We start from the raw sequence: 12,717 nt of genomic DNA, 5'->3' as shown, positions 1-12,717 counted from the left end.
GAGGACGACGAGATGACGGTGACCCTGGCGGACGTGGCGGCCCGCGCGCAGGTCTCTCCCGCGACGGTGTCGCGCGTGCTGAACGGCAACTATCCGGTGGCCGCCGCCACGCGGGAGCGGGTGCTGCGCGCGGTGGACGAGCTGGACTACGTGCTGAACGGACCCGCCAGCTCGCTGGCCGCGGCGACCTCCGACCTCGTCGGCGTCCTCGTCAACGACATCGCCGACCCCTTCTTCGGGATCATGGCCGCCGCGATCCAGTCCGAGATCGGCGGGCCCGGGGGGCGCGCGGGCGGGGAGCGGCTCGGGGTCGTGTGCAACACCGGCGGCTCCCCGGAGCGCGAACTCACCTACCTCACGCTCCTTCAGCGCCAACGCGCCGCCGCGGTCGTCCTGACCGGCTGCGCCATCGAGGACCCGGAGCACGCGGCGGCCGTCGCCGCGAAGCTGCGCCGGCTGGCGGAGGCGGGCAGCAAGGTGGTGCTGTGCGGCCGTCCGCCGGCGCCGGACGCACCCGAGGCGATCGCCCTCACCTTCGACAACCGCGGCGGCGGCCGGCAGCTCACCGACCATCTGCTCGGCCTCGGCCACCGGCGGCTCGGCTACATCGCGGGCCCCGCGGAGCGCACCACGACCCGGCACCGGCTGGAGGGCCACCGCGCCGCGCTGGCCGCGCGGGGTGTCGAGGACGACCCGCGCCGCACCGTGCACGGCCGCTACGACCGCCGCTCCGGCTACGAGGCGACCCTCGAACTGCTGCGCAGGGATCCCGAGGTGACGGCCGTCGTGGCCGCCAACGACACCGTCGCCCTGGGCGCCTGCGCGGCGCTGCGCGACTCCGGGCTGCGCATCCCGGACGACGTGTCCGTGGCGGGCTTCGACGATCTGCCGTTCAGCGTCGACGCGGTCCCGGCCCTGACGACCGTACGGCTGCCGCTGTCCGAGGCGGGTGCCCGCGCGGGCCGGATCGCCATGGGCCGCGAGGAGCCCCCGCCGGGCGGCATCGCCACGGTGCGGGGCGAGTTGATGGTGCGGGGATCCACCGGCGGCCCCCGCGGGTGACTCTCCGCCGTACCGGGGCCGGGGCCGCCGCGCGGAGCCGGGGCGGCGGCCCCGGCTCCCCTCGCCCTCCGGCGCGGGAGGGGTGTCGCCCGCCGGGCGCCGCGGACTCCGGTGGCCTCCCCCCGTTCCGCGGGCGCCGGTCGCGGTCTTGGGCGGCGGCCCGCGGGGACGTAGGGTCCGGCCCATGAGACTGGCGTTCTCCACCCTCGGTGTGCCCGGGCTGCCCGTCGCGGACGTCGTGCGGCTGGCCGGCGCGCACGGTTTCCGGGGCGTGGAGGTGCGGGCGCATCCGGAGGAGCCCGTGCACCCCGGGATCGGCCGGGCCGAACGGGCTTCCGTGAAAGCGGAGTTCACGGCGGGCGGGATCACCCTCGTCGGCGTGGCGGGATACGCGCGGGTGGCGGCGCCGGGTGACGACGCGCCGGTGCTGCGGGAGTTGCGGGACCTGGTGGAGCTGGCGGCGGACCTGGACGCGCCGTTCGTGCGGGTCTTCCCCGGCGCCGCCCCCGGGGCGGACACCGCGGAGGCGGACGCGGCGGCCGTCCGGCGGCTCGGCGCCGCCGCGGAGCACGCCGCCGCCCGCGGGGTGCGCGTCCTGCTGGAGACGCACGACTCGCACCGCACCGGAGCCGACGCGCTCCGGGTCCTGGGCCGGGTCGGTCACCGCCACGTCGGGGCGCTGTGGGACGTGATGCACACCTGGCTCGGCGGCGAGGACCCCGCGCGGACCGGTCCGGCCCTGTCCCCGTACCTCGGGTACACCCAGGTCAAGGACATCGCGTCGGCCGCCGACACCACTCCGCTGCCGCTCGGTTCGGGGGTGGTCCCGCTCGGCGCGTGCGTGGACGCCCTCGCCCGGGCCGGGTGGGACGGCTGGCTCTGCTGGGAGTACGAGAAGCGCTGGTACCCGCAGGCGGCGCCGCTGGAGGGGCTGCTGGGCGCGGGGCGGGAGTACCTGGAGGGGCTCCTGAAGGCGGCGCGGCCCGGGGGCTGAGCGTCGGGCCCGGCAGGCTGCCCGCCGGGCCCCGTGCGGACGCGGCGCGCGGGCCGGGGTCCGCGCGGACCCCGGCGACGGCGCGCGGCCGTGGCTCCCGGACGTCACCGGCGGGGCGCGTCGCCTGCCGGCCGGCGGGCGCGGTCGGCGCCGTCGGGGGGCGGGGCGGCCGTCGCGGCCGCGTGCGGAGGGGGCGCCGCGCCGGCCGCCCGGGACGCGCGGGGTGTCCGGGAGGTCAGCGCGACGCCGCCCACCAGCAGCACCGCGGCCAGTTGGCGCAGCGGGCTCACCGGCTCGCCGAGGAAGAGGGCCGCGGAGGACATCCCGAAGACCGGGACGAGGAGCGAGAACGGGGCGACCACGGAGGCGGGGTGCCGGTGCAGCAGCCAGCCCCAGGCGCCGAAGCCGAAGACGGTGGTGATCCAGGCGACGTAGAGGACGACTCCGACGCCCTGCCCGTCCAGGGCGCGCAGCGCGTCGAGGTCCCGGGACGGTCCCTCGGTGAGCAGCGACAGGCCGAGCAGGGGCAGGACGGGCACGGTGCTCACCCACACCATGAAGGTGAGCGGGTCGGGCGGGGACGCCCTGCGGGTGAGGACGTTGGAGACGCCCCAGCAGGCGGCAGCGGCGACGACCAGGGCGAAGGCGCCGAGCGGTCCCGCGGTGCCCTCGTCGACGGCGGCCAGGCCGACCCCGCACAGCGCCACCGCCATCCCGGCCGCCCGAACGCGCGTGGGGCGTTCGCCGAGGAAGGCGAAGGCGGCGAGCGCCGTGAACACCGCCTGGATCTGGAGCACCAGGGAGGACAGCCCGGCGGGCATGCCGGCGTCCATGCCGATGAAGAGCAGCCCGAACTTGGCGACGCCGAGGCAGAGGCCCACGGCCACGATCCACCGCCACGCCACCGTGGGGCGGCCCACGAGGAAGACCGCGGGCACCGCGGCCATCAGGAACCGCAGGGCCGAGAAGAGCAGCGGCGGGAAATGGCCGAGACCGACCTGGATGACGGTGAAGTTCACCCCCCAGACGGCGGCGACGAGCACGGCGAGGGCGATGTGGGCGGGGCGCATGCGTCGAGCATCGGACGCGGGCACCGTGTAGCACCAGCGCGGATCTCTGTAGGGTTGGATGAAGCAGCGCTTACGTGTCCGGCGAAGAGGCTGGCGTGCCCGAGGAGGCCCCCGTGCTCGATCTCCAGCGCCTGCGCGCGCTGCACGCCGTGTCCGTGCACGGCACCGTCGGCGCCGCCGCCGCCTCGCTCGGCTACACGCCGTCGGCGGTGTCCCAGCAGATCGCCAAGCTGGAGCGGGAGACCCGGACGGTTCTGCTGGAGCGACGGGGCCGCGGCGTCCGGCTCACCGAACAGGCCGAGCAACTGGCCGCCACGGCACAGCAGTTGCTGGCGATCGTGGAGCGGGCCGAAACGGAGCTGGAGGAACGCAGGGGGCTGCCCGCGGGGCGGCTGACGGTGGCCGCGTTCGCCTCGGCCGCACGCGGCCTGCTGCCCGCCGTGCTGGCCGACCTGGCCGACCGGCATCCGGCTCTGGACACCCGGCTGACCGAGGTCGACCCGCATCTGTCGGTCGACCTGGTGGCCCGCGGCGCGGTGGATCTGGCGATCGCCCACGACTGGGACATCGCCCCGCTGCCGGCGCCGCCCGGGGTGGAACAGGCGGCCATCGGCGAGGACCTGTGCGACCTGCTGGTTCCCGCGGGCCACCCCTTCGCGGGGCGGGCCTCGGTGCGGCGGGAGGACCTGGGCGGCGAGCGGTGGATCTGCCAGCCGCCGGGGCGGGTCTGCCACGACTGGCTGGTGCGCACGCTGCGAGCGGCGGGCTGCGAACCGGACATCGTCCACCAGGCCGACGAGAACCCCACACTGGTCGCCCTCGTGGCCGCGGGCCTCGGCGTCGCCCTCATCCCGCGGCTCGGCCGCGGCCCGCTGCCGCCGGGGGTCGTGGAGGTGCCGCTGGATCCGCTGCCGGTGCGCCGCCTGTACGCGCTGTGGCGCGCGGGGGCGGCCCGGCGTCCGGCGATCGCGGAGACGGTCCGCACCCTCCAGGCGCACTGGCCGCGGGTCTCGGCCCGAGCCTGAACCGCCTGCCTCCGGCGGCCCACGCCTCGGCGAACTCGCGCACTGCGGACGGCGGATGGCGGAGCAGAGCGGTGTCGGCCTCGTCGCCGCCCGCCGCGACCGCCGACGCACCCTCTCCGCCGCCTGCGGCCGGCAGCGCGCCGCCACCGGCGCGCCCCCTCCGACCGCACCGGTGGCGACCCCTCCTCCGGTTGCTGTGCACACCCTTGACTGGAAGAAACTTCCCGGATATTCGTGACTCCTTGGAAGTTTCCTTCACGAGGGAAGGAGCGCTTGTGCGCGACTCCAGCACGGGAAGCACCGCAAGACCGTCCGGACCGGCCGAACCGAACACACCGTCACGGCCCTCCCGGCGTACGGTCCTGGCCGCCACGGCGGGCGTCACCGCCGCGCTGGCCACCGGACCCGCCGCCCACGCGGCCGGCACGCGCACCCCGCACGGCGACACGGCGCTGCGCGCCCTCATCTCCCGTATGACACTGGAGGAGAAGGTCGGCCAGCTGTTCGTCATGCGGGTCTACGGCCACTCGGCCACCGCCCCCGACCAGGCCGACGTCGACGCCAACCTCGCGGAGATCGGCGTCCGGACGGCCGAGGAGCTGATCGCCCGGTACCGCGTCGGCGGCATCATCTACTTCGCCTGGGCGCACAACGTCCGTGATCCGCACCAGATCGCCGCCCTGTCCAACGGCATCCAGCGGGCCTCGCTGGACCAGCCGCGCGGTCTGCCCGTGCTCATCGCCACCGACCAGGAGCACGGGATGGTGGCTCGGGTGGGCAAGCCCGCGACGCTGTTCCCCGGCGCCATGGCGCTGGGAGCCGGCGGTTCGCGGGCCGACGCCCGGAAGGTGGGCGCCATCGGCGGCGAGGAACTGCGCGCGATGGGCATCTGCCAGGACTACTCCCCCGACGCCGACGTGAACGTCAACCCGGCCAACCCGGTGATCGGCGTCCGTTCCTTCGGCGCCGACCCGGACGCGGTGGCGGGCCTGGTGGCGGCGGAGGTGAAGGGCTATCAGGGCTCGGCCGTCGCCGCGACCGCCAAGCACTTCCCCGGACACGGCGACACGGCCGTCGACTCCCACTTCGGCTTCCCGGTGATCACGCACAGCCGCGAGGAGTGGGAGAAGCTCGACGCGGTGCCCTTCCGGGCGGCGATCCGGGCCGGCATCGACTCGATCATGACGGCGCACATCATGGTCCCGGCCCTCGACGACGCGGGCGACCCCGCCACCCTGTCGCACCCGATCCTGACCGGCATCCTGCGCGGCGAACTCGGCTACGACGGCGTGGTGGTGACCGACGCGCTCGGTATGGAGGGCGTCCGGACGAAGTACGGCGACGACCGGGTGCCCGTCCTCGCCCTGAAGGCCGGGGTCGACCAGCTCCTCAACCCGCCGGACCTGCACGTCGCCTGGAACGCCGTGCTGGACGCGGTGCGCGGCGGCGAGCTGACCGAGGACCGGCTCGACGCCTCGATCCTGCGCATCCTGCGGATGAAGGCCGGGCTCGGCCTGCTGAGGAACCCCTACGTCGACGAGGCGGCGGTGGACCGGGTGGTCGGCACGCCGGCACACCTCAGGGCCGCCGACAAGATCGCCGAGCGGACCACCACCCTGCTGGTCAACAAGGAGAAGCTGCTGCCGCTGTCCCGGCGGCGCACCCCGCGCGTCCTCGTGGTCGGGGCCGATCCGGCCTCTCCCTCACTGTCCGACGGGCCCCCCACCACGGTGCTCGCCGGCGCGCTGACCGAGCTGGGCTTCACCGCGACCGCCCTGTCCACGGGTACCGCGCCGAGCGCGGCGAGGATCACCGAGGCGGTGTCCGCGGCGGACGGCGCGGACGCGGTCGTCGTCGTGACGTACAACGTCACGGCGACGGGGTCGCAGAAGACCCTCGTCGACCGGCTCACCGCCACGGGCGTGCCGGTCGTCGCCCTGTCCGTCCGCAACCCCTACGACGTCGCCCAGCTCCCGCAGGTCGGCGCCTGCCTGGCCGCCTACTCCTGGATCGACGTCGAGGTGCGCGCCGCCGCCCGGGTGATCGCCGGGCGGGTGGACCCGCGCGGGAAGCTGCCGGTGGCCGTGCAGCGGGCCGACGACCCGGAGCAGGTGCTGTACCCGATCGGATACGGCCTGACGTACTAGCCCCGCCCGGCCGGTCCCGTCCCCTCCGCCGCCCCGCCGCCCCGCCTTCCGGAGGCCGAGGGGACACCGTGCCCGGCGTGCGCCCGCCCCGGCGGGCCGCGCCGGGGCGGGGAGTGCCTGCGCGGTCGCGCCGCCCCGCACCCCGGCGGCGCGGGGGTGCGGGCCGCGACCGGATCCGGGTCCGGGTCCGGGAGACCGACTGCGGCGGGAGCGGCCGGAGGGGCCTGAGCAACGGGTGCCGTCGGCGGTGACGTCGCCCTCCCGGTGCCCGCCCGCCACGGCCCGCCACGGCCCTCCGCGTCCGCCCCGGGTGACCGGAGCGGACGCGGCCGGGTGCTCACGGACGCAGCGTCATCTCCCGCTCGACGTCCCGCCGGTCCAGGCGGGCGTCGTAGGGGGCGAGCGGCCGGGCGGCCGAGGGGTCCGCCGCGACCGCCGCGGGGGCGACGCCCGCCCAGTGCAGGATGCGGGCGGTGGCCAGGGCCTTCTGCTCGGCGGCGAGTCCGGCCACGTTCGCGCCGTGGTTCATCCCCGGGGCCGTGAACACGTAGGAGTCGCGCGCTCCGGGACCCACCCGGAAGCGCTCGGCACCCCACGGGTCGTTCTCGCCGTACACGAACAGCATGTGCCGGGCGTGGCGGCGCACCCAGCGGTCCACGTCGGGCATCGCGGACGGCTGGAAGCGCATCGGGATGGAGCGGGGCACGTAGTTCCGGGGCGGCTGGTAGCCGTAGCGCACGTACTTCTTCTCGATGGAGGGGAAGTGGATCGTCGGCGCGCCGAGCTGGGTGCCCGCCTGGTAGTAGTACGGCGTGTACGGCTCCAGCCCCTGGTCGGTGTAGAAGGAGAACCCGGAGATCGTGTCGACGGAGTCCCAGATCTCCTCGTCGGACGCCGTCGCCGCGTTCGCCGGGACCGTGTCGCAGTCGGCGAGCCGGCCGTACTGCCAGAAGCCCCAGACGTAGTCGAGCACCACGGCCTCGTAGGCCCGGTCGAGGCTGCCGACCGTGGTGAACGTGTAGCCGTTGTCGGCCGCGTAGGCCGCGTACCGGCGCTCCAGCGGCTCGCGGCGGACCAGGGCCTCGCGCTGCACGGCGTTCAGCCGGTCGCGGCACTCCGCGGTGCCGACCCGGGCGAGGAAGCGGTCGTAGGCGGAGTCCTCGTCGTCGACGACGTCGTTGGGCGCGACGTAGGCGACGACGCCGTCCATGTCGCGCGGGTGGAAGCGCTCGAAGTAGGTGGCGGTCATGCCGCCCTTCGAGCCGCCGGTGGCGATCCACTTCTTGCGGTAGATCGGTTGCAGCGCCTTGAAGATGCGGTGCTGGTCGTCGGCCGCCTGCCGGATGTCGAGCTTGGACCAGTCGGCCGGGTCGGGGCGGGACGGCGTGAAGTAGCGGTACTCCATGGAGACCTGGTTGCCGTCGACGATCTGGGTGGGCTCGCGCCGGCTCGGCGTGGTGGAGACGGTGTAGCCGCCGGTGTAGAAGATCGTCGGGCGCTCGGTGTCCTTGTGCAGCACGGTGACGCGCTGCTGGAAGGTGCCCCGCGACGGATGCCGGTGGTCGACCGGCTGGGTGTAGTTCAGGACGAAGAAGCGGTAGCCGGTGTAGGGCTTCTCCTCGACGAGGCTCATGCCGGGGATCGCCAGGAGGCGGTCCCGGATGTCCTGCGAGGCCCCGGTGGCGGGGCCGGGGGCCCGCGGCGGGGCCGCGGTGGCGGTCCCGGCCGTACTCAGTGTGCCGATGAGCACCGCGAGCACCAGCAGCCGTCTGAGCGCCTTGCGCATGCACCCTCCCCGGGGACGTGGCAGATGTCCGCCGGAACCTAGCGGAGCAACTCCCTTGACACCAGGGGTTCTTGGGCAATCCTGGACCCCGGCGGCAGTGCGGCCGAAAAGAGCCGGTGCGGCCTGCGCACCCGACGGAGGGCGGCGCACGGCACCCGCGGGAGCCGTCGGATCGACGGCGGGTACCCGACGGACCGGGGACGCGGCGGACCGGCGAGGTGGAGGGCCGGCGGGTCGGCGGTCGGCGGTCGGCGGTCAGCAGACGGCGGTCGGCGGTCAGCGGTCAGCGGTCAGCGGTCAGCGGTCAGCGGTCAGCGGTCAGCAGAGAATCCAGCCGGAGTTGACCGAGCCGGAGCCGACCGACCCCTTGAACAGGACGCAGCGGTGACCCGCGTGGACGGTCACGGGACCGGCGTGGTGCGAGAAGCGCCCGGCGTCCACCACGGGCCGGCCGCCGCGCGGCTGCACGCTGACGGACATCCGCGTGCGGGCCCCGGACTTCCTGGCCACGGTCACGGCGCAGACGTAGGCGCCGCGCTTGTAGACCCGCACGGAGCCGGTCGAGAAGGACAGGGTGCGGACCTTGCGGCCCGAGCAGGAGGTGGGGGCGGCCTGGGCGGTGCCCGGGGTCACCAGCGCCAGCACCGCGGACGCGACCAGCACGGCCGCACCCGCCGCCAGCCGCCGACGTATCGCACCACGGTCCACTCCCGCCCCTTCCGCCGCAATCAGCGTACGGGTGTACGGACGCAGAACGTACGTCGGGCGGTTGCGCCGGGGCGGACGGGACTCCCGTCCGCCCCGGCGCGGGGCCGCCGGTCTCAGGCGGTGGTGCCGACCGGCTCCTCCGGCTCCGGGTCGCCGACGAAGGTCCGCCAGAGCAGGGCGTACCGGCCGCCCCGGCGCAGCAGTTCGTCGTGGGTGCCGTCCTCGGCGACCCGGCCGTGGTCCATCACCACGATGCGGTCGGCGCGGGCGGCCGTGGTGAGCCGGTGGGCGACGACGAGCGTCGTGCGGCGGCCGGCGAGCCGGTCGGTGGCCTGGTTGACCAGGGCCTCGGAGGCGAGGTCCAGCGCGGCGGTCGCCTCGTCCAGGAGCAGGACGTCGGGGTCGACGAGTTCCGCGCGGGCGAGTGCGATCAGCTGGCGCTGGCCCGCGGAGAGGTTGCGGCCGCGCTCGGCGACCTCGTGCAGGTAGCCGCCGTCGAGCGTGGCGATCATGTCGTGGGCGCCGACCGCGCGGGCGGCGGCCTCCACCTGGGCGTCGGTGGCGTCCGGCCTGCCGTAGGCGATGGCGTCGCGGACGGTCCCGGGGAAGAGGTAGGCCTCCTGGGGCACCACGCCCAGGCGGTGCCGGTAGGAGGTGAGGTCCAGGGCGCGCAGGTCGGTGCCGTCGGCGGTGATCCGCCCGCCCGTCGGGTCGTAGAAGCGGGCGACCAGTTTGACCAGCGTGGACTTGCCCGCGCCGGTCTCGCCGACGAAGGCGACGGTCTGCCCGGCCGGGATGCGCAGCGAGACCCCGCTGAGCGCCTCCTCGGCCCGGTCGGCGCTCCCGTAGGCGAAGTCCACGTCCTCGAAGGCGATCTCGCCGCGCAGCGAGGGCACGTCGATCGGCTTCTCGGCGTTCCGCGTCGACGCCGGTTCCCGGAGCAGTTCCTGGATGCGGCCCAGCGACACGGTGGCCTGCTGGTAGCCGTCGAAGACCTGCGAGAGCTGCTGGACCGGCGCGAAGAACAGGTCGATGTAGAGGAGGTAGGCGACCAGCGCGCCGGTCGAGAGGGTGCCCGCGTCGATCCGGTGCGCGCCGGCGATCAGCACCGCCGCCGCCGCGGCGGAGGACAGCAGTTGCACGAAGGGGAAGTAGATCGAGATCAGCCACTGTCCGCGGATGCGCGCGCGGCGGTAGCCGTCGCTGCCCTCGGTGAAGCGCGCCGCGCTGGCGCCCTCGCGCCGGAACGCCTGGAGGACGCGCAGTCCGGAGACCGACTCCTGGAGCTCGGCGTTGACGAGCGAGACGCGTTCCCGGGCCAGCTCGTAGGCCCGGACGCTCGCCCGGCGGAAGAAGACCGTGGCGACGATCAGCGGGGGGAGGGTCGCGAAGACGACGAGGGCCAGCTGGAGGTCGATGACCAGCAGCGCGACCATGATGCCGAAGAAGGTGACGACCGAGACGAACGCGGTGACCAGGCCGGTCTGGAGGAACGTCGACAGCGCGTCGACGTCGGTCGTCATGCGGGTCATGATCCGGCCGGTCAGCTCCCGCTCGTAGTAGTCGAGCCCGAGGCGCTGGAGCTGGGCGAATATCTTCAGGCGCAGCGCGTACAGGACCCGCTCGCCGGTGCGGCCGGTCATCCGGGTCTCGCCGATCTGCGCCGACCACTGGACGAGCACGGTGAGCAGGGCGAGCGCGGCGGCGGCCCACACCGCGCCGAGCGCGAGCCGGTTGACTCCCTCGTCGATGCCGTGCCGGATCAGCACGGGCAGCAGCAGGGTCATCACCGCGTCGACGGCGACCAGTCCCAGACTGATCAGGAGCGGGGTGCGGAACCCGCGCAGCAGGGTGCGCAGCCCGTAGGAGTCCTCGGCGCGGACGGCGTCGGCCTCGTCGACGTCCGGCACGTCGGCGGCCGGGGGCAGTGCGTCGACCTGGGCGAGCAGGCCGGGGGTGGCGGGCATCCCGTCGAGCGCGGTGTCGCGCCGTTCGCGGTCCCCCGTCCACAGGTGCGGCGTCACCCCGCGCTCGGCGTCGAACTCGGCCTCCAGTTCCTCGCGTACGGAGGTGTCCTCGGGCGGGGCGGCCGGCCGGGCGTGCCCGGGCGAGACGCCGCCGAGTTCGTCGGGGTCGGTGAGCAGCCGCCGGTAGAGCGGGGACCGGGACTGGAGTTCCTCGTGGGTGCCGATGTCGGCGAGCCGGCCGCCGTCGAGGACGGCGATGCGGTCGGCGAGGTTCAGGGTGGAGCGGCGGTGCGCGATCAGCAGGGTGGTGCGGCCCTCCATGACGTGCCGCAGGGCCTCGTGGATCTCGTGCTCCACCCGCGCGTCGACCGCGGAGGTGGCGTCGTCGAGGACGAGCAGCCGGGGGTCGGTGAGGATGGCGCGGGCGAGCGCGACGCGCTGGCGCTGGCCGCCGGAGAGGGTCAGGCCGTGCTCGCCGACGGTGGTGTCGTAGCCGTCGGGCAGGTCGGCGATGAAGCGGTGCGCCTGGGCGGCGCGGGCGGCGGTCTCGATCTCCTGCGCGGTGGCGTCCGGGCGGCCGTAGGCGATGTTGGCGCGCACGGTGTCGGAGAAGAGGAAGGAGTCCTCGGGAACGAGGCCGATCGCGGCGCGCAGCGACTCGGTGGTCAGCTCGCGGACGTCGTGGCCGCCGACGAGGACGGCGCCGTGCGTCACGTCGTAGAAGCGGGGCATCAGCAGCGACACCGTCGACTTGCCGGAGCCGGAGGTGCCGACCACGGCGAGGGTCTCCCCGGCGCGGATCTCGAAGCTCAGGCCGTCGAGGACCGGCCTGCCCTCCTCGTAGCCGAAGGAGACGTCGTCGAACTCGACGGTGGCGGGGGCGTCGGCGGGCAGGTCCTTGGTGCCGTCCTGGAGGGACGGCCGGGTGTCGATGAGTTCGAGGACCCGCTCGGCGCCCGCGCGGGCCTGCTGGCCGACGGTCAGCACGACCGCGAGCATCCGCACCGGGCCGACGAGCTGTGCGAGGTAGGTGGAGAAGGCGACGAAGGTGCCGAGGGTGATCTGGCCGCGCACCGCCAGCCAGCCGCCGAGCGCGAGCATCGCGACCTGGCCGAGCGCGGGCACGGCCTGGAGGGCGGGGGTGTAGAGGGAGTTGAGCCGGATGGTGCGCAGCCGCCCGGCGAAGAGGCGCCGGCCGACCTCGCGCAGTTTGCCGGTCTCCTGCTCCTCCTGCCCGAAGCCCTTGACCACGCGGACCCCGCTGACGGCGCCGTCGACCACCCCGGCCACGGCGGCGGCCTGCGCCTGGGCGTACCAGGTGGCCGGGTGCAGCCGGGAGCGGCTGCGCTTGGCGACGAACCACAGGGCGGGGGCGACGGTCAGCGCCACCAGGGTCAGCGGCAGGGAGAGCGCGGCCATGACCCCGAGGGAGATGAGGAACAGCAGCATGTTCCCGATCGTCATCGGCAGCATGAAGAGCAGGCCCTGGATCAGCTGGAGGTCGCTGGTCGCCCGCCCCACGACCTGCCCGGTGGACAGTTCGTCCTGGCGCCGCCCGTCCAGCCGGGTGATCGTCCGGTACATGTCGGTCCGCAGGTCGTGCTGCACGTCGAGGGCGAGCCGTCCGCCGTAGTAGCGGCGGACGTAGGCGAGGACGTACACCAGGACCGCCGCGCCGATCAGCGCGCCCGCCCAGGGCGCCATGGAGCGGCTGTGGTCGCCGATGACGTCGTCGATGATCACCTTCGTGACCAGCGGGACCAGGGCCATCAGCCCCATGCCCGCCAGCGAGGAGCCGAGCGCGAGCACCACGTCCTTCGGGTACCGCCACGCGTACCCGGCCAGCCGCCGCGCCCATCCCCGTTCCGTCGCCACGCCGACACCTTCCGTAGATCTCACTCCGCCGCAGGCACCAACACCGCGCGAAGCGGATTTCATCCCTCCGCAACCATCGTCCG

8 protein-coding genes are annotated in these 12,717 nt (G+C 74.8%); 4 read left to right on the top strand and 4 right to left on the bottom strand.

The genetic code is table 11. The features are described from left to right. Positions 1 to 12: 12 nt before the first annotated feature. Positions 13 to 1,062 carry a LacI family DNA-binding transcriptional regulator gene (locus ACGFS9_RS07525; RefSeq protein WP_393251401.1) on the top strand — a complete coding sequence of 350 codons (1,050 nt, stop codon included), beginning with the start codon at positions 13 to 15 and terminating at the stop codon, positions 1,060 to 1,062. A 184-nt stretch (positions 1,063 to 1,246) separates the two neighbouring features. Then, positions 1,247 to 2,056, top strand: a complete 810-nt coding sequence (locus ACGFS9_RS07520; protein WP_393251400.1) for a sugar phosphate isomerase/epimerase family protein — start codon at positions 1,247 to 1,249, stop codon at positions 2,054 to 2,056. A 104-nt stretch (positions 2,057 to 2,160) separates the two neighbouring features. Here ACGFS9_RS07520 and ACGFS9_RS07515 read toward each other — a convergent pair whose 3' ends face one another. Beyond that, positions 2,161 to 3,126 carry an EamA family transporter gene (locus ACGFS9_RS07515; RefSeq protein WP_393251399.1) on the bottom strand — a complete coding sequence of 322 codons (966 nt, stop codon included), beginning with the start codon at positions 3,124 to 3,126 and terminating at the stop codon, positions 2,161 to 2,163. A gap of 113 nt (positions 3,127 to 3,239) precedes the next feature. Between ACGFS9_RS07515 and ACGFS9_RS07510 the strand changes: the two genes are divergently transcribed. Continuing rightward, positions 3,240 to 4,151 carry a LysR family transcriptional regulator gene (locus ACGFS9_RS07510; RefSeq protein ID WP_393251398.1) on the top strand — a complete coding sequence of 304 codons (912 nt, stop codon included), beginning with the start codon at positions 3,240 to 3,242 and terminating at the stop codon, positions 4,149 to 4,151. A 275-nt stretch (positions 4,152 to 4,426) separates the two neighbouring features. After that, positions 4,427 to 6,298, top strand: a complete 1,872-nt coding sequence (locus tag ACGFS9_RS07505; RefSeq protein WP_393251397.1) for a glycoside hydrolase family 3 protein — start codon at positions 4,427 to 4,429, stop codon at positions 6,296 to 6,298. 337 nt (positions 6,299 to 6,635) lie between these two features. Here the strand turns inward: ACGFS9_RS07505 and ACGFS9_RS07500 are convergent, their stop codons facing one another. From ACGFS9_RS07500 to ACGFS9_RS07490, 3 genes are all read right to left on the bottom strand, one after another. Then, positions 6,636 to 8,084: a S28 family serine protease gene (locus ACGFS9_RS07500; RefSeq protein WP_393251396.1), complete on the bottom strand. Its 1,449-nt coding sequence runs from the start codon at positions 8,082 to 8,084 to the stop codon at positions 6,636 to 6,638. Between the two features lie 318 nt (positions 8,085 to 8,402). Next, complete coding sequence (locus ACGFS9_RS07495) at positions 8,403 to 8,792, bottom strand: hypothetical protein (RefSeq protein ID WP_393251395.1); 390 nt, start codon at positions 8,790 to 8,792, stop codon at positions 8,403 to 8,405. A gap of 113 nt (positions 8,793 to 8,905) precedes the next feature. After that, positions 8,906 to 12,634 carry an ABC transporter ATP-binding protein gene (locus ACGFS9_RS07490; protein ID WP_393251394.1) on the bottom strand — a complete coding sequence of 1,243 codons (3,729 nt, stop codon included), beginning with the start codon at positions 12,632 to 12,634 and terminating at the stop codon, positions 8,906 to 8,908. Between the last annotated feature and the right edge of the window lie 83 nt (positions 12,635 to 12,717).

It is taken from the genome of Streptomyces sp. NPDC048566 (assembly GCF_043199735.1).
Taxonomy (GTDB): Bacteria; Actinomycetota; Actinomycetes; order Streptomycetales; family Streptomycetaceae; genus Streptomyces.
This window is presented reverse-complemented; position numbering and strand designations above follow the sequence as displayed.